General features: G+C 40.8%; 20 protein-coding genes. 1 reads left to right on the plus strand and 19 read right to left on the minus strand.

Features of this window, described 5'->3' with window-relative positions:
• Positions 1-55: 55 nt before the first annotated feature.
• The 9 genes from hbs to MHI58_RS11135 all read right to left on the minus strand — a co-directional run bounded on the left by hbs (position 56) and on the right by MHI58_RS11135 (position 7753).
• The gene (gene hbs, locus MHI58_RS11095; protein WP_003215863.1) at positions 56-334 is read right to left on the minus strand and encodes a non-specific DNA-binding protein Hbs; all 279 of its coding nucleotides are present in this window, start codon (positions 332-334) and stop codon (positions 56-58) included.
• Positions 335-708: 374 nt separating this feature from the next.
• Positions 709-2187, minus strand: coding sequence for a stage IV sporulation protein A (spoIVA, locus tag MHI58_RS11100; protein ID WP_008344534.1), 1479 nt, complete (start codon positions 2185-2187; stop codon positions 709-711).
• A gap of 205 nt (positions 2188-2392) precedes the next feature.
• Complete coding sequence (locus MHI58_RS11105; RefSeq protein WP_007500961.1) at positions 2393-3118, minus strand: hypothetical protein; 726 nt, start codon at positions 3116-3118, stop codon at positions 2393-2395.
• Between the two features lie 18 nt (positions 3119-3136).
• Positions 3137-3340, minus strand: coding sequence for a DUF2768 domain-containing protein (locus MHI58_RS11110; protein ID WP_024718503.1), 204 nt, complete (start codon positions 3338-3340; stop codon positions 3137-3139).
• A gap of 266 nt (positions 3341-3606) precedes the next feature.
• Positions 3607-4644 (minus strand): NAD(P)H-dependent glycerol-3-phosphate dehydrogenase, encoded by a 1038-nt coding sequence (locus tag MHI58_RS11115; protein WP_039165750.1) that lies wholly within the window; start codon positions 4642-4644, stop codon positions 3607-3609.
• A gap of 14 nt (positions 4645-4658) precedes the next feature.
• Positions 4659-5969, minus strand: a complete 1311-nt coding sequence (gene der, locus MHI58_RS11120) for a ribosome biogenesis GTPase Der (RefSeq protein ID WP_008344528.1) — start codon at positions 5967-5969, stop codon at positions 4659-4661.
• Positions 5970-6128: 159 nt separating this feature from the next.
• Positions 6129-6323, minus strand: coding sequence for a hypothetical protein (locus tag MHI58_RS11125; protein WP_008344527.1), 195 nt, complete (start codon positions 6321-6323; stop codon positions 6129-6131).
• Positions 6324-6329: 6 nt separating this feature from the next.
• Positions 6330-7214: a YIEGIA family protein gene (locus tag MHI58_RS11130; protein WP_007500964.1), complete on the minus strand. Its 885-nt coding sequence runs from the start codon at positions 7212-7214 to the stop codon at positions 6330-6332.
• Positions 7211-7753 (minus strand): hypothetical protein, encoded by a 543-nt coding sequence (locus MHI58_RS11135; RefSeq protein ID WP_017359763.1) that lies wholly within the window; start codon positions 7751-7753, stop codon positions 7211-7213. The genes MHI58_RS11130 and MHI58_RS11135 overlap by 4 nt, the downstream gene beginning before the upstream one ends.
• 178 nt (positions 7754-7931) lie before the next feature.
• Here MHI58_RS11135 and MHI58_RS11140 point away from each other — a divergent pair, with 178 nt between their 5' ends.
• The gene (locus MHI58_RS11140) at positions 7932-8063 is read left to right on the plus strand and encodes a YpzI family protein (RefSeq protein ID WP_008344525.1); all 132 of its coding nucleotides are present in this window, start codon (positions 7932-7934) and stop codon (positions 8061-8063) included.
• 176 nt (positions 8064-8239) lie between these two features.
• On the opposite strand, the gene fni is transcribed toward MHI58_RS11140, so the two are convergent.
• From fni to MHI58_RS11190, 10 genes are all read right to left on the minus strand, one after another.
• Positions 8240-9307 (minus strand): type 2 isopentenyl-diphosphate Delta-isomerase, encoded by a 1068-nt coding sequence (gene fni / locus MHI58_RS11145; protein WP_045034325.1) that lies wholly within the window; start codon positions 9305-9307, stop codon positions 8240-8242.
• Positions 9308-9321: 14 nt separating this feature from the next.
• Complete coding sequence (gene rpsA / locus MHI58_RS11150) at positions 9322-10473, minus strand: 30S ribosomal protein S1 (protein ID WP_008344519.1); 1152 nt, start codon at positions 10471-10473, stop codon at positions 9322-9324.
• 223 nt (positions 10474-10696) lie between these two features.
• A complete protein-coding gene (gene cmk / locus MHI58_RS11155; protein ID WP_017359766.1) occupies positions 10697-11374 on the minus strand; it encodes a (d)CMP kinase in 678 nt (225 codons plus the stop codon).
• A gap of 71 nt (positions 11375-11445) precedes the next feature.
• Complete coding sequence (locus tag MHI58_RS11160; protein ID WP_008344514.1) at positions 11446-11628, minus strand: YpfB family protein; 183 nt, start codon at positions 11626-11628, stop codon at positions 11446-11448.
• Positions 11629-11691: 63 nt separating this feature from the next.
• The gene (locus MHI58_RS11165) at positions 11692-12339 is read right to left on the minus strand and encodes a flagellar brake protein (RefSeq protein WP_045034326.1); all 648 of its coding nucleotides are present in this window, start codon (positions 12337-12339) and stop codon (positions 11692-11694) included.
• Positions 12340-12441: 102 nt separating this feature from the next.
• Complete coding sequence (ypeB, locus tag MHI58_RS11170) at positions 12442-13791, minus strand: germination protein YpeB (protein ID WP_008344510.1); 1350 nt, start codon at positions 13789-13791, stop codon at positions 12442-12444.
• A gap of 16 nt (positions 13792-13807) precedes the next feature.
• The gene (gene sleB, locus MHI58_RS11175) at positions 13808-14728 is read right to left on the minus strand and encodes a spore cortex-lytic enzyme (protein ID WP_045034327.1); all 921 of its coding nucleotides are present in this window, start codon (positions 14726-14728) and stop codon (positions 13808-13810) included.
• 132 nt (positions 14729-14860) lie between these two features.
• Positions 14861-15517, minus strand: coding sequence for a glutamic-type intramembrane protease PrsW (gene prsW / locus MHI58_RS11180; protein WP_008344507.1), 657 nt, complete (start codon positions 15515-15517; stop codon positions 14861-14863).
• A gap of 155 nt (positions 15518-15672) precedes the next feature.
• Positions 15673-16644 (minus strand): YpdA family putative bacillithiol disulfide reductase, encoded by a 972-nt coding sequence (locus tag MHI58_RS11185; RefSeq protein ID WP_045034328.1) that lies wholly within the window; start codon positions 16642-16644, stop codon positions 15673-15675.
• A 124-nt stretch (positions 16645-16768) separates the two neighbouring features.
• Positions 16769-18043, minus strand: a complete 1275-nt coding sequence (locus MHI58_RS11190) for a Glu/Leu/Phe/Val dehydrogenase (protein WP_007500982.1) — start codon at positions 18041-18043, stop codon at positions 16769-16771.
• Positions 18044-18190 lie beyond the last annotated feature (147 nt).

The raw sequence follows: 18190 nt of genomic DNA on the forward strand, positions 1-18190 counted from the left end.
CCAGTGTGAAACTGTATATGTATAACTCCTTCAATAGGATCATTACACATAACGATTATTTACCTGCCACCGCGTCTTTAAGTGCTTTACCTGGTTTGAAAGCAGGTACTTTGCTTGCAGGGATTTCGATCTCTGCACCAGTTTGTGGGTTACGTCCTTTACGAGCTGAACGCTCACGTACTTCAAAGTTACCAAAACCAATAAGTTGGATTTTGTCACCATTTTTAAGTGCATCTAAAATTGTATCAAAAACAGAATCAACTGCTTTTGTCGCGTCTTTTTTAGATAACTCGCTTGCTTCAGCAACCGCGTTAATAAGTTCTGTCTTGTTCATGCCTTTCACCTCCTCCCAAAAATATGCATTCAATAGATTGTTATCATTTCTTCACAATTCATCTTCTTTCTATACACTTTTTTTGAAAAAAAGAGCGTCTAGAAAGCGTCATACATGGCTTTTCATTAGAAAACTTCTCTTTGAAGGAATGTTTGTCCAACAAAGTGAAGATTTTCTGTAAGTAGATTAACACATATGAAATACCATATCAAGCATTTTAAAGGGAAGAATCCTTATTCGTCAAGGATTAAGGGCACTTTTGCGAACGAATATTCCTAATTTCAGCCTGAATCTGACTAATCTTTATACAATTGTCTTTTTATGACTTCACCCGCACGCAAAAAAAGACCCCCATTAATGAGAGGTCTCACATCCTATAGAATAATCGCGATCAGACCGCCTGATCCTTCGTTAATAATTCGTTCAAGCGTTTCCTTTAGTTTATACCTTGCATTTTCCGGCATCAGCGAGAGTTTTGCTTGAATGCCTTCTCTGACAAGCGAGCTGAGTGAGCGTCCAAATATATCGGAATTCCAGATAGAAAGCGGATCATCTTCAAAGTCTTGCATTAAGTATCGGACAAGCTCTTCACTTTGTTTTTCTGTTCCGATAATCGGCGCAAACTCACTTTCTACATCTACCTTAATCATATGAATAGATGGCGCGACTGCTTTTAATCTGACGCCGAATCTTGATCCTTGCCTAATGATTTCCGGCTCATCTAAACTCATATCCGACAAAGCTGGTGCCGCAATTCCATAACCAGTCTGCTTCACCATTTTTAAAGCGTCAGACACTTGATCATACTCCGTTTTCGCATGTGCAAAATCTTGCATGAGCTCAAGAAGGTGATCTTTGCCCCTAATTTCCACACCAACCACTTCTTTTAGGATATGATCATATAGATCATCCGGCGCATACAGATCAATTTCTGCGATCCCTTGACCCATTTCAATGCCTGCTAAGCCCGCTCTTTCGATAAAATCGAATTCACTGAACTGACCTACCACTCGGTCAACATCTCTTAATCTCTTAATATCCTTGACGGTTTCTTTCACTGAATCCTGATAACTCTCTCTTAGCCAATGATCTTCTTTTAGTACCATGACCCAGCTTGGCAGGTTCACATTCACCTCAAGCACTGGGAATTCATATAATGCTTCACGAAGTACACTGAGGACGTCTTGTTCTCTCATACTTTCGACACTCATCGCGAGTACAGGAATATCATATTTTTGACTAAGTTCCTGCCGCAGTGCTTCTGTTTCAGGGTGATAAGGTCTCACAGAGTTGATCACCATAATAAACGGCTTTCCAACTTCTTTGAGTTCGTCAATGACACGTTCTTCTGATTCAATATAGTCATGTCTTGGGATTTCCCCAATTGATCCATCTGTTGTAATCACAACACCAATGGTTGAATGCTCTTGAATGACCTTGCGTGTACCAATTTCCGCTGCTTCATGAAACGGGATTGGCTCTTCATACCACGGCGTATTAATCATTCTCGGACCATTTTCATCTTCATACCCGCGTGCACCAGGCACGGTGTAGCCTACACAATCGACAAGCCTAATGTTGACATCCAGGCCGTCACTCACGTGAATGGATGCCGCTTGATTTGGCACAAATTTTGGCTCTGTGGTCATAATGGTTTTTCCTGCTGCGCTTTGCGGCAATTCATCCTGTGCTCTTGCACGGTCTGCCTCATTATTGATATTCGGGAGCACCACGAGCTCCATAAACTTTTTAATAAACGTAGATTTCCCTGTACGAACAGCTCCAACGACTCCTAAATATATATCGCCTCCTGTTCGTTCAGCGATATCCTTGAAAATATCGACTTTTTCCAAGTGATCCCCTCCCGGACTTGCTATCCTCGTTTTCAAATAAAATACTCTATACTTCAATCAAACGGTGCTTGAAAGGTGTCAGGACAATATATGTGTATGACGTTGTCCTATTTGAATATGACACCTTTTTTGTTTTGAGAGTATGTTTAGCCATAAAAAAACCTTTCTCCTCATTTATATGCAGAGGAGAAAGGTTCATTCTTGTTTATGACGTCTTTTTTTCTAAAAAAGCCGGCTCACCTTTTTTGTTGATCGTATATGGAACAGAAAACGCTGGTACAAACGGGGTTTCCTGCCAATAGACATCTTGAATATTTTCACCTGGTTTCAGCTTTTGTTTCGTATTTTTCAAAATCTGGGCAAAATCACTGCGATAGTCAACATAGATTTCGCCATTTGAGGAAATCAGTAATGGAAGTGATTCACCCGTGACAGGGCTCGTCACTGTAGGCGGTGCTTTTAACCCTAGTTTTTTTTCATTTAACGTATATAAATCTTTGGATACTACTTTGCCATATGGCGGATATGTATGTTCATCTTGATATATTTTGATCCTCAGACGTAATTCACTGATCGTTTGTGTCATTTTGACATCAAGCAGTTTCACCGTTGGGTTTTGTTCGACGTCTGTGAGGACATAGATATATTCGCCCCCGCCTTCAAAAGATGTCGACGGTACATCGTGTAAATATCTTGGTGACAGACGCTTAAAGTCAATGACATACTTCTGATAAATAGGTGTGTCGCCTTCTTTTGTTTCAATCGGTAAAAGGCCATTTGTCGCTTTTTGAAAGTCTTCAATCGCTGTCTGCACACTTTGCAGCTGCTCTTTATATGGCACGCGGTTTTCAGCTTTGCGATTCTCTGGATAGAGGCACCCCGTAAGTAAAATAAGTGTTAACAGCATGACACTGATTTTTGCTTTGATCATCACATTCTTCCTTTTTCTTTATTCATTGACCGGCCCGCTAACTACAACTAAAAACACAATGATACCTGATATGAGCATCAAGCTGTACGCAACAGTCGAAGCTGTTATTTTCAGAAATCGGCTCTTCAGCTTAAACCTACTCAAATAAATGGTTACAACGGCTAAAAACATGAGCCCCATTGAACCAAGCGCAAACCACATCTTGATTAAAGCAAAACTCATCGTGCCTGTCCCCCTTTAATATAAACGAATTGTAAGCGTTTATATTTCATTCTAAACCAAAATTAAGTAAAATATCAATCATTTTTCCAATCATTCAGAAAAAAGTGCATAAAAAAACTGAAGCAAAGAGGGGGACTCTGCTTCAGTCATTAGGTCGACTATTTTTCCTCATTCTGTAGAGGCAAAGCTCTATTCAAACTTCATTGTTATGTTATGCAAGTCTTCCCCTTCTTGCATCCTCTACACGCCTAAGTTCAGTCTTCCAATTACTTTGTTTGGTTTTCGAACATGTTCACAAGGTCTTCCATCTCATGTGTTTTCACACGTGCCATTAAGGATTCTACAGCATCGTCTACCTTTTTCCCTTCAAATAGGACGCCGTAAAGAGCCTCTGTAATCGGCATGCTGACCTTGTATTCTTTGGAGAGCTGATAAGCGCCTTTTGTTGTGCGAACGCCTTCGACAACCATCCCCATTTTTTCAAGCACTTCTTCGAGCTTATATCCTTTACCGAGTAAATTACCGCAGCGCCAGTTACGCGAATGAACACTTGTACATGTGACAATCAAATCTCCAACACCTGTTAATCCGGCGAACGTAAGAGGGTTTCCTCCCATTTTTGTGCCGAGGCGGGCGATTTCAGCAAGACCCCTTGTGATGAGCGCTGCTTTCGCATTATCGCCATATCCGAGTCCGTCTGTGATCCCTGCTGCAAGAGCGATGATGTTTTTCAGCGCCCCGCCAATTTCCACCCCAATCACATCAGGGTTGGTGTACACTCTAAAATTATTGTTCATGAACAAATCTTGAACAAATTGAGCTGCTTCAATATTTTCTGACGAGACAGTAACAGTTGTCGGATGACGCAAGCCAACTTCTTCAGCGTGACTTGGTCCTGACAGGACAACCACTGCTTCCCTTTTCGCTTCTGGGACTTCTTGTTCAATCATTTGAGAAATTCTAAGAAGCGTATCTGGTTCAATTCCTTTACTGACATGAACAAATGGCACCTTTGACGTAATGAACTCATTTGCCTGTTTCAATACTTCTCGAATAGCCTTTGTTGGCACAGCGACAATAATCGCATCTGTCCCTTCTAGTGCCTGTTTCATATCTGTTGTCGCTTGAATAGACGCTGGCAATGCAACATTAGGCAAGTAATCATGATTTTCATGTTTCTCGTTGATTTGATCAATTAATTCTTGTCTATGTCCCCACATGTGTACATCATGATGATTATCAGCTAATACAAGCGCAAGAGCTGTTCCCCAGCTCCCTGCTCCAAGTACTGAAATTTTCTTCATCCTGCTCACCCTTTTTATTTTCTCGCTCTCGCAAATATTTTAATTGGTGTTCCTTCAAAACCAAATGCATCTCGAATTCGGTTTTCTAGGAAACGCTCATAAGAAAAGTGCATAAGTTCTGGATCATTTACAAACACAACAAAGGACGGCGGTTTGATCGCCACTTGTGTTGCATAGTAAATTTTCAAACGCTGTCCGTTATGGGTCGGCGTTGGGTTCATTGCTACGGCATCCATGATAATATCGTTTAGAATGTTAGTTTGAACGCGCATCGCATGATTTTCACTAGCGGTAATGATTGTTGGCATTAACGTGTGAATTCTCTTTTTCGTAAGGGCAGACATGAATAAGACAGGTGCATAATCAAGGAATTGAAAATGCTCGCGAATGTTTTGCTCAAATTCCTTCATTGTACGCTCGTCTTTTTCAACAGCATCCCACTTGTTCACAATGATCACAACGGCTTTACCCGCTTCGTGTGCGTAGCCGGCAATACGTTTATCCTGTTCAATAATGCCTTCTTCACCATCAAGAACAACAGCGACAACATCCGATCGATCAATGGCTTTCAACGCACGGAGTACACTGTATTTCTCTGTTGTTTCATATACTTTCCCTTTTTTTCTCATACCGGCTGTGTCGACAATGACAAAGTCACGTTGGTTGTACGTAAACATTGTATCTACAGCATCTCTTGTCGTACCAGCGATGTTGCTGACAATGACACGTTCTTCACCGAGCATCGCATTCACCAAAGAGGATTTCCCTACATTTGGGCGGCCGATTAAGCAGAACTGGACCACTTCTTCATCATACTGTGTATCTGGTAAGTTTTTGAAATGCTCTGCGACAGCATCAAGCAGATCACCTAGACCGAGTCCGTGCGTTCCAGAAATCGGATACGGTTCGCCAAATCCAAGTGCATAAAAGTCATACACGTCGCTTCTCATTTCAGGGTTGTCCAATTTATTGACAGCAAGTACGACAGGTTTTTTCGTGCGATATAAAATTTTTGCGACTTCTTCATCCGCAGATGTGACGCCATCTCTTCCATTGACCATAAAGATAATAACATCCGCTTCATCCATTGCGATTTCAGCCTGATGGCGAATTTGCGCCAAAAACGGCTCATCTCCAATATCAATTCCACCAGTATCTATTAAATTAAAGTCATAATTTAACCATTCAGCAGAGCTATAGATTCGATCTCTTGTTACACCAGGTGTGTCTTCTACAATCGATATTCTTTCGCCTGCGATTCGATTAAAAATTGTAGATTTTCCAACGTTGGGCCTTCCAACAATGGCTACGACAGGTTTACCCATAGTACCCTTCCTTTCAATCCAGCCGCGATTCAATATGTTCATCATCATGTTTCAACCGGGATTTATAATTTTCATTCAGTTTTATGAAATAAACCCTTCAAACATGAAGGGTTCAACTTATATATTATATCAATTTTTAATCAGACCACAATGAATAACTTAAAAATGTTTGACGATCAAGTAAAGATCTTCTCCAATGCCGTGTGCAATTCCATCTAAAATGGCCTCTAAATTCATAGCATACATGTCGAGTTCTTCTTTATTTTCACAGAAAAAAACGGCTGTTCCGCCAATGACCCGCTCTTTATTTGTTGTCGCCACAGCCAATATAAATTGTTCAATGGTGTTCGCCATGCCCTATTACCTCACTTTCTTTTTAATGAAATCTGTCGGCATTCTAATGGCATTTTCTAAAATAGGCACCTCTTCTAATACACGGACAGCCAAATCTTCACGCTGCCATTGCGGTAAAATGAATACGCCAAGTGTGCCATTATTCAGATCACGTTTTGCAAGCGGACAAAGCGATGGTTCACCAGAATCTCGGTATACACCAAGCACGTTGGATAAATCAAATAAGATGGCTTGCCGCTGCCCAAGGTTTGCGATGGTTGTGGCCGAGTTAAAATTCTTCGGAGTCAAGATGAACCCCATTCCATGCTCTAAAATCAATTTTTGCTTTTCAGGCAGCCCGATATTCATAATGTAAATATCATTTACGTAAAGTCCTGCGCCGTCAAAACGAAGTTCCCCTTTTTGAATATTCACGATATCCTTTAATTGGCTCCCTGACATTAATAGTTTTGCCATGAAAAAACAAAGAATACCGACCACAGTCCCAACGACGAGCGAAAAGAAAATACAGGCGGTCGTTGTAATAAGGGCAGTAAGAATGGCAATATAATTTCGACTTTCAAAGGCGATCGCAATGCCTTCGATATATGTACTGCCTCGTGAGACAAGCTCATACGAATCCATTTGGGTCAATGTATTTCTTTCCATATTACGCACATCACGAAATTGCGTGGCTGCAAGCGTCAGAAAGGTAATTGCAGTGAATTCTTCCTGAATCAGCGCAGGCATAATAATAGCACCAAGCCCTGATGCGATAAAACCTAGCGCAATGTGAATCACTTGTCCATGAATATATGTGGGATATTGCCGATAATCAGTTCTTAGCATATAAAGCCTAGCCGCCATCCCAAAGATGACACCAATAATCACAGGAAACGTGTAATCCGTCATGTTGATTTTGCAGCCCCTTTTACTGGTTTTCTAGATGAACGGGTGTTCAAGAGTTTTTCAAGCTGACCTACACCTAATAGAAAGACAGCTCCTTGAACAGCCATGGAAAGAAACGAGAGATCTCCTATGACAATGGAAGATGTGAGGCGATGAATCGTAAGCGCATAAAGGGCTTCCCCCAGACATATAGCCATCATCCATAAAGTGATCCGTTCCGTTAACTGATGCCCATATGTTAAACACATCAAGATCAGCAAGGCAAATACAACCCAGTCCACCTTTATTATCGTGAACCAAACTGGATCATATAATGCAAAAATCATAAAAAAGGCATACGCACTGACCATGGAACCTAATTGCATGATTCGCATGATTCGATGAGCAGGCCGAAAGATCACGAATGACATGCAAGCATATAAAAAGGTCATCAAAAATCCTGCATTGATCCTAATGTCTAAAATAGAAACCATGACATGACTGCATATAATATGAATGAGAACACATACGCCTAGCACATTGCGCCACGTGCTTTTCTCCATGATAAATGTCACCATAATCCAAACGAACCATATTGACCAATAATAGTACAATGCCTCCAACCCTCATCACCTCAATTACATTATGGGAAAATCTCCAGTTTTTAAACGTATGAGAAGGTGCGGGATTTGCATGAAATAAACAAGAGATGACACCCTAATAGTTGAGGAGGGATGTATAATGGGTAAGGATAGACAGGAAAAACGCCTAAAGGCGTCAAGAAGAGTTGAATCTGATCGCGATCAATCCATTCATCACAAAGGGGCAACAACTTTAGAAGGCCCGGAAGACGCTCGCAAAAGAAATCAATAAAAAAAAGACATGTGATTACCACATGTCTCAGCGTGCAGGCAAACCCTCGCATTCAGTGTCAGTCCTGCGCATTGGTGCTCACGAATGTCAAATTCGCTCCGCAAAAAGCAGTTGTCTTTCATAGACAAAAAAAGTTTTCTTTCACGCTGAAAAGAAGACAAAGGGCTACATTTCATTTAGTCCTTTGTCTTCTTATTTCTTAAACTATAGTACGTAGTATCCACGCCTCTTTCTTTTAGCCAATGACTTGTTTCCCCTGTAAGCACAATCGGAGCTTGCCTTAGCTCCTCAATTGTTTTCATGCCAAGTACTGTCATCAACATCTTCACATCATCTTGTAGATCAATGATATCAGAGATGAGGCCCTTTTCTCCTCCACTCGTCAGGGATTTTAAGAAAAAGCCGGCTAATCCAACGGCAGACGCACCAAGAGCAATTGATTTTGTCACATCAAGTGCATCTTGAATGCCTCCAGAAGCTAGGACGGTTTGATCTGGAAAGGCTGTATGTACTTCAGCCAGACTCGCTGCAGTTGGAATTCCCCACTGGTCAAAATAGCGAAGTGCTTTTTGACGGCGCAGGTTCTCGATTTTAGAAAAATTCGTTCCCCCAAATCCACCTACATCAACACCAGCAACTCCAGCATCAAATAATTTCTTTGCTGTTTCCTTACTCATCCCAAATCCAACTTCTTTGACGACAACAGGCACCTCAATTGATTCAGCAATGGCTGAGATCCGCTCAACAGCACCTCTGAAATCACGATCTCCTTCAGGCATGACGATCTCTTGAATCACGTTTAAGTGAATTTGGAGCATGTTTGCCCCCAGCATGTCAACGGCATCCCGTGCTTGCTGAATTGTCGCCTCACTGCCCAAATTGGCAAAAACGAGTCCATCTGGATTCACCTTTCGAACCACTTCATACGTACGACGTTCGTCTGCATCTTTCAGTGCAGCCATTTGTGATCCGACTGCTACTGGAATATTGGTTTCCTTCGCTGCGATAGATAAAGAGCGATTAATCTCATAGGTCGATTCTCCGCCTCCACCAGTCATTGCATTGATAAAAATTGGCGAACCGAAAGTCAGTCCGCCAATTGTCGTATGTGTATCAATTTGTGATGTCGCAAGATCTGGTAAACTGGCGTGAACGAAGGAAACATCTTGTAAACCTGTTGCTGCATGCTGGCCAGTCGACAAAGCATGCTCAATATGCTGTTTCTTTCTTTCTGCTCGCGTCAATTTTGATCACCAAATTATTTTAGTTTATTGAGTTTATCACCAATCAGGTCACCAAGCTGGAATCCGCTTGTATTTTCTTCTTTCGCCTGATATTGACGGTAATCCTCTTCGATTTGTTTTTCAGGATTCTCTTCTAATTCACGAATGCTAAGTGAAATGCGCTCTTCATCTTCATTGACATCAAGCACTTTCACTTTCACAGTCTGCCCTTCTTCAAGGACTTCTTGAGGAGTACCGATATGTTTGTGTGAAATTTGGGAAATATGCACAAGTCCTTCTACACCTGGCAGAATTTCAACAAATGCTCCAAAGCTCACAAGACGTTGAACGGTTCCTTCAAGAACATCACCTTGTTTTACCTTTTCACCAATTTGGCTCCAAGGTCCTGGTAATGTTTCTTTAATAGATAGTGAGATACGTTCGTTATCGCGGTCAACAGCAAGAACTTTGACTTTCACTTCCTGTCCTTCTTCAACAACGTCAGATGGCTTTTCGACATGCGCATGGGATAGTTGAGAAATGTGAACTAATCCATCAATGCCGCCAATGTCAACAAATGCACCAAAGTCCGTCAGGCGCTGCACTTTTCCATCAATCACACTGCCTACTGCAAGCTTTTGCAGGAAGTCTTGCTTCTTGTCTAATTGTTCTTGCTCAACGACTGCACGATGCGATAGAATCACGCGGTTTTTTTCGCGGTCAAGCTCTACCACAACAAGCGAGAGTGTTTTTCCTTTGTAGTCAGTGAAGTCTTCTACATAGTGTGCCTCAACAAGAGACGCAGGAATAAATCCGCGAACACCAATGTCGACCACTAGACCACCTTTGACAACGTCTTTTACTTCTGCTTCAAATACTTCTTTTGTTTCAAACTTTTTCTCTAGGTCTTCCCAAGCGCGGTCTGCATCAACAGCACGTTTCGATAAAATCAAAGCATCGTCTTCGACCTTTGTTACTTTAAGCTCTAACTCGTCGCCATCTTTCACGACATCTGATGCTTTTTCAACGTGAAGACTTGATAATTCACTGATTGGGATGATCCCAGGTTGTTTCACATTGACGATATCTACATTGACATGCTTGTCCTCAACTTTAGAAACAATCCCTTTCACTACATCTCCAACCTCTGGTACCTGAACATCGATTTGATTCATTTCCTCTGTCATTTCGATAACCTCCTTGGTCCAAACCTACACAGCTTAGTTAAAACGACTGGGTGAATATGTGTCCTTAGCATGATGATTGCCAGCCGAATATGTATTATAGAAACATTCAAATCAACAGAATTGCTTGAATGATCAATAAAAATAGTATTAGTATAAACTTCTAATAAAAGACCTTGTTTGTCAAGAGATAAACCTCTAACTTATAAAAGTTTTCTAAAATTTCTTACTGTTTTTCTACACGCTCTGCTGCATCTAAAATTTTACCTGCAACCTCTTGAATAGAAAGGGAAGTCGTGTCAATTTCAATGGCATCATCTGCTTTCTTCAGCGGTGATACCTCCCGCTCAGAATCAAGCTTGTCACGTCTTGCAATCTCTTCGATCAGCTGATCGTAATTGACATCATAGCCTTTTTTCTGATTTTCTTCAAAACGACGTTTTGCTCTTTCCTCTACTGACGCAAGCAAGAAAATTTTCACTTCTGCATCTGGAAGAACATGCGTGCCAATGTCTCTTCCATCCATGACGACACCGCCTCGGTTCCCCAGCTCTTGCTGCCTGCGGACCATTTCTTCCCGGACAGCTCGATGCTTTGCAACAACAGAGACTTGATTGCTTACGCGGTCTGTTCTGATGTCTTCTGTGACATCGATCGTGTCTAAATGTACTTTTTGACCTTCGTCAGTTGACACAAGTTCAATGACTGTGTTTTTCAATAACGCATCAAGTGCCTGTTCGTCTTCAAGGTCTACGCCTTGATTGAGTGCTGCAAGTGTAATTGCGCGGTACATCGCACCTGTATCGATATAAATATATGATTTTTTCGCTGCGACAATTTTTGCCACAGTGCTTTTTCCTGCTGCAGCAGGACCGTCAATTGCGATAGATAATTTCTTTTTCATAATACCTCTCCTTGATTGAATCTCCCTTATGAATTGTAACACGATCACCGCTCAAACGGGGGAATTTTCTATCAATCCTTTTGCTTAAATGTCTCAATCCAATCTTCAATGCTCATGTTATTCACACCCTCGTATTGTACGACTTTTGACAAAAATAGTTCTCCTTTCGTCAAGTGAAGGGTGACCTGAACCGCCAAAAGCAGAATGAGCTGAATGAGCACTGCTTTGAATAGCCATCTTTCCATTGTTTTCATACAAAAAGCCTCCAACGCTAGATTCTTTCTCTCTAGTATGGAAGCTTTTGACAACCTTTATTCTTATACTTTTTTCACACGTGTTAGAAGCTGCTGCTGGAAGCAATACTTCATGATGTGTTGCTGGTGGTCGTTTGTGATTTCAGTAAATTCCATGATCGCTCTTATTTTCCCCGTCTGTTCATCTTGATAAACACGATTCATTTCTGCAATCGCTTTAATTTTCACTGGTTCTTTAAGTGAAAGTTCAAACTCTGTGACGACCTCGCCATATTCTTTTAGTGAGACACCTTCTGGAACAGCAATTGCTACACCGCCAGCACTCATATTGACAATAAATGTGTCGAAGGTTTCTTCACCATTTTGCGTAATGGACGCTTTCACCATCGTATCCACTCGAAGATATTCTCTTCGCTGAAGCCGAATCATTTCTTCTTTTGGCGGAATCGAAACGACAATCATCGGGATATCTTCTTTTCTTTTCCCAATGACTTTGCTTGTACATTTGTATGGAATTTGATTTTCATCGAAAAAGAAGACGGTGATTTCTGTTTCTTGATTTAAATAGATCGTGCGCCCCGTTTCTTTATCAGCTGGATAATTAATGCAAATATCATCGTTATTATTTTCCAAAACTTTCGATTTTGCGGTTTTCACTTCTTTGTTCTCATTGACATACTCAATTGTGATTGCATCCCCTATTTGTAACATTCCTCATCACTCTTTTCATCTGTGAAATCGTATCCTCTCTTATATTAAACCATGTATAAAACAAAAGGAAAAGGCTTATTCGCCTTTTCCTCGCCCCCTTTTCTATAGGTCTTTATATATAGGTTCTGCATTTTTTAGTTTATCTACTCTTTCTTCTTTTCCAGTATCTGCATTAATGAACATTCGGTACGTGTCGTTTTTAATGGTTCCTAAAAACTCATAGCAGAGAACTTCCTCTGACATATCATTTTGAACAAGAGCTACATGTGTATCCTCGATCTTCACATGTTTATTTAAGGTCTTTTCAGCTTCTTTTCGAGAAATCTTTGGTGCTTTTATGTCACGTTTTCTGTGATTCATTAAATAGTCTTTCGCTGAGAATCCCACAACCTCACCATCATCTAAAGCGACTTTCATTCGAATGCTATCTGGATAAAGCAATACGTTATTCTGTAAAGGGACATAGGTAAATACGCCGATATTATCAAATTGCGCACTCTCATCTAAATGAAATGATTCAGTATCGAATCCATGCTTCTTTAAGAAACTTAGTGCTTTTTCTGAGGCATCATTTAAACTGATTTTTTGTTTTTTCACTTCACGGTTCTGAAGAAGATAGACAGGATGGCCGCCTTTTTCAGTCAAGTCTAAATAAAAGTTTGCCCGGTTGTCTGGGTCAGACATTGACAGGCTGTAGACATCACGGTTCGTTTTACTCCCACTTTTTCTCACCTTAAAATCTTTGTTATGGTCAGGCGCAAATTGCTGGGCGATGCGAATCGCTTCTTTTTTTGAAATCTTTTGCCCTTTTAAGTGATTGTAGCCTTGCGTTTCTGATTCAGTTGACACATTTGTAGGGCCAAGATCAACATCTGCAAACGCATCAGCATTTCTTTCAACGGTTTTTAATCCGTCAATGATGGTGTTGTCGTTTTTTCGATCTCCATCAGCCAGTGCCATTTCAACATCCATCCATTTTAAATTTTTGTTGAGTACGAGATGCTGCACTTGTCTAAGTTCGTTTTGAATATCTGCCGCTTGATCATATAAAGTGGTAATGGTTTTGTGTGTATCTTTGTTTAATGGTTCATCTGATAAAGATTTAAGTGACGATTTGTAGCTAAAGTCACCCACATTCGCTAGAAACTCTTCTGTTTTGTTAAAAGGCATCAATGTGAGCGGAAGCTGACTGACATTGTTATGCGCTTCTGATGACATTCTCCATACATCTGCCAGTGCTGGAGATATAGATGTTTGGCTATTCATCGCAAGTGTTGCGCCAAGTTTATCGTGCAGCTGATCGACTTGATACGTTAAATCATGGAAGGCTCTTTGATAGTTGTTCTCTGCATGAAGCAGCACTGCATCTTTTTCTTGATGCTCTTTATAGCCCCAGTATCCTGTTGAGATGACAGCAATTCCTAAAATAGCAATCAATATTCCTCTGATCATTTATTTACACCTCTTTTTATTCACAGAAAATATGTTTCCCGATTCGTTTAATTTGTGGTCTTCCCCAAATCCATGGGCTTGTTGCTGTATCAGGATTAAAGTAATAAACGGCGCTTTCAGATGGGTCCCAGCCATTAATGGCATCAAATACTGCCTTTTTAGCGGTTTCATTTGGCGCCATATAAAATTGTCCATCTGCTACAGCAGTAAACGCAAGCGGTTCAAAAATGACACCAGCAATCGTGTTTGGAAAGGTCGGGTTGTTTAAACGGTTTAAGATGACGGCTGCGATCGCTACCTGTCCTTCATAAGGTTCACCTCTCGCTTCACTATAAACAGCTTGTGAAAGAAGCTGAATGTCATTGCTTGAAAAACCACCTGGCATGTTGGCTGCTGTTTGTTTCGGCGTTTGATTTGCTTGACCATTTCCTGACTGGTTTCCAGACTTCCCAGACGAGCTGTTGCCTCCGCTTTGACTTTTTTGATTCTCTTTTGCACCTTGTGCTGTCTTTTTTTGCGTGTTTCTTTGCGCAGGAGCCTTTGTTTGCTGATCAAGAGGTTTCCCGCCATAGTGCGTAAACTGATTCCCTTTTTGCAACTGCTGTTGCACAAACTCTTTATAGTATTTCGTCTTTTGAACTAATAGGCTTTTTGTTTTTTCCCCTACGAGTCCATCGACTTTCTTTACACCAAACTGGCTTTGAAAATTGCGCACGGCCCAGTAAGTTCCCCAGCCATACACCCCGTCTATTTTTCCATTGTAAAAACCATTGTATTGGAGCCTTGCCTGGAGCTCGACGACATCTTCTCCTGTAGCTCCCCGCTGAATCACTTGATTCGTGAAAGCTTCACTTTTTTCAGCTGTCATCAATGAAGACGCGAGCAGAACAATTGAGAAGATAAGGACGATTTGTTTCATAAAACGAGCTTTGTCCATATTTGATCCTCCTGTACTTTTGATGTTTGAATATATGTTTCTTCCGATCCCTATTTTTATACATTCATCACAGGAGGGAATTGGATGGAAAAGACAAAAAACGCCCTAAAGACGTATAGGACGTTTTCCAATTTAAATTTGTACCATCTTCACGGCACGGGCTTTTTTGGCTTTCCGCAGACCAAACCACCATAAAAAAATCATGAACGGCAACATAATATATCCCCAATTTTTCATGCCAAGAAGAATGAAATCATATAAGCCATGAAAAAGAATAGGAAGTATTAAAGAGAGAATCAGCCATTTTCGCTGCTCTTTTTTATCAGAGAAGCGAGCTTTACCTATATAAAATCCCATCACCACACCAAATAAAGCGTGGCTTGATACAGGCAGCAAGGCACGTGTAAACGCGTACTCTACCCCATGACCCACTAAGTACAAAATATTTTCAAGTGTCGCAAATCCAAGCGAGACACTTGTTCCATAGACAATCCCGTCATAGTGTTCATCAAACTGTACGTGCGCATAGACACTGACCATTAAAATAAACCACTTTAATGATTCTTCTAAAAAACCCGATGTCACAAATGAAATCACGATAGGATTCGTGGCGATATTTTCCTCTTGGAGGACATACTGAATAAACATGGTTGGAAACACAAGTATGACACCTAGCATAAAAGATCTGATGACCATATGAACCGGCTCATTGTCGTATTGATCTTTCAAATAAAAATAACTTAAAAGTGCGATGCCGGGAGCTAAACCTGCTGAAATGATTGCGATCATAATCAGACCTCTTTCCCTACATTATCCTTTATTATCGTACCACGAATCACCCCTTTTTTATATGACTCGAGCCCATTTTCCCAAAAATAATCTTCTATATAATCCCAATTTACATAAAAAAGAACTGAATCCCTTAGAAGGACCCAGTTCTTTTTTTACCCGTTGATTCTTTTGTTGATTTCTTCTGCAATTAACCCGCCATGAAATCTTCCATTTTCAATGAAAATTTCGTTGGCGTTGTTACCAGCTGCAATGACCCCTGCAATGAAAATACCTTCTACATTTGTTTCCATTGTTTGTTCATCAAATGCTGGGCGACCTGATTCTGGATCGATTGTTACACCCATTTTTTCTAAAAATGAGTGATCAGGATGATAACCTGTCATCGCAAACACATAATCACTTTTCACTCGATCCGTTTGGCCCTGCTGGTTTGTAAAGACAATATCCTGTTCTGTGATTTCCTTCACCTCTGCACCGAACTCCATTCGAATGGTTTCATTTCGAACAAGCGCTTCAAACTCTGGTAAAATCCAAGGTTTGATGCTGGATGAATATTCAGTTCCTCTATATAAAACTGTCACCCTGCTTCCGCATTTCACAAGTTCCAGGGCAGCATCAACACTAGAGTTCTTCCCGCCGATCACCGTCACATCTTTATCAAAGTAGGGGTGTCCTTCTTTAAAATAATGATACACATGAGGAAGGTCTTCCCCTTTTACATTCATATAGTTAGGATGATCATAGTAGCCAGTCGCAATCACAACATAGTCACATGTATAGTCGTCTTTTGATGTATTTACCGTAAAACGGCCATCTTTTTTCGTCACAGCGTTTACCTTTTCAAAAGCATTCACACGAAGGCTTTTTCGCCTGACCACCTCTCGGTAATAGGAAAGCGCCTGAATACGAACGGGTTTCCGATTTTCAGTGATAAAAGCGACGTCACCGATCTCAAGCTTTTCACTTGTACTGAAGAAGGTTTGGTGTGTAGGGTAATGATAAATACTGTTGACCACATTGCCCTTTTCAATCACAAGTGCATCAATCCCAATTTGCTTGAATGCAATGGCAGCTGATAGACCGCACGGGCCGCCTCCTATTATGATCGCTTTTTCTTGTTTCATTTGTTCCACTCCTGTCGTTTCACTGCAATAGCAATTGCTGGGCTGTTTGATTCTTTGCATGATTCCATAAAAAAATCTCCTATTTAAGGATAGGAGATTTTAAGGCGCGATGCAAATAAGTCGCTTAAATCCAGCCTCTGAATCGAGAAGCTTCAGCCATTTTACGTACACCGACCATATATGCTGCTAGTCGCATATCAATACGGCGGTTTTGCGCCATTTCATAAATATTATTAAATGATTTCACCATCATATCTTCTAAACGAGTTTCTACTTCTTCTTCTGTCCAGTAGAACCCTTGGTTATTCTGAACCCATTCAAAGTAAGAAACAGTCACTCCCCCCGCACTTGCAAGTACGTCTGGAACAAGCAGTACACCACGATCTGAAAGAATTTTTGTCCCTTCCAATGTCGTTGGTCCATTTGCTGCTTCTACGACAATTTTGGCTTTAATGTTCGCCGCATTATCTTCTGTAATTTGATTTTCAATGGCTGCAGGTACTAAGATATCACAATCTAGCTCAAGCAGCTCTTGGTTTGTAATTGTATCATTAAATAATTTAGTGACGGTTCCAAAGCTGTCACGTCGGTCAAGCAAGTAGTCAATATCGAGACCATCTTCATCATACAAACCGCCGTAAGCATCTGAAATTCCTACGATTTTCGCTCCGGCATCATACATAAATTTAGCCAAGTAACTTCCTGCATTTCCGAATCCCTGAACGACAACACGAGCCCCATTGATGTCAATTCCTTTTTTCTTCGCCGCTTCTTTGATACAGATCGTTACACCTTTTGCCGTTGCAGTATCACGTCCATGTGAGCCTCCAAGAACAATTGGTTTTCCTGTAATAAATCCTGGCGAATTAAATTCATCAATTCTAGAATACTCATCCATCATCCATGCCATGATTTGAGAGTTTGTAAACACATCTGGTGCTGGAACATCTTTTGTTGGTCCAACGATTTGACTAATTGCGCGAACATAGCCGCGGCTTAGTTTTTCAAGCTCCCTAAATGACATTTCTCTTGGATCACAGATAATACCGCCTTTTCCTCCGCCATAAGGAAGATCCACAATACCACATTTTAAACTCATCCAAATTGAAAGCGCTTTTACTTCTTTTTCAGTAACGTTCGGGTGGAATCGAATTCCGCCTTTTGTTGGACCGACAGCATCATTATGCTGCGCACGATAACCAGTGAAAATTTTCACCGATCCATCATCCATACGTACTGGAATTTTGACCGTTAATAGGCGAATTGGCTCCTTCAGCAATTCATACACTTCTTGCGGATAGCCCAATTTATCAAGCGCTTTATGTATGACGGTTTGAGTTGACTTTAAAACATCTAGCTTATCTTCTGCGTTATGAGCGGCGTTTTGATCGGCTGCCATTAAAATAAACCCCCTAGAAATCTTTCATGATCTACTGCTCCCTTTCAAGCAATAGTATACACCTTCGTACTGGTAAAGCAAAGGTAAAAAGCGTTTTTTATCAAAATAAAATATCAGCGTTTATAAATATAAAAATGGATATAAAAA

Origin of the sequence: Bacillus sp. FSL K6-2869 (genome assembly GCF_040869405.1) — a bacterium.
GTDB classification, from domain to species: domain Bacteria; phylum Bacillota; class Bacilli; order Bacillales; family Bacillaceae; genus Bacillus; species Bacillus altitudinis.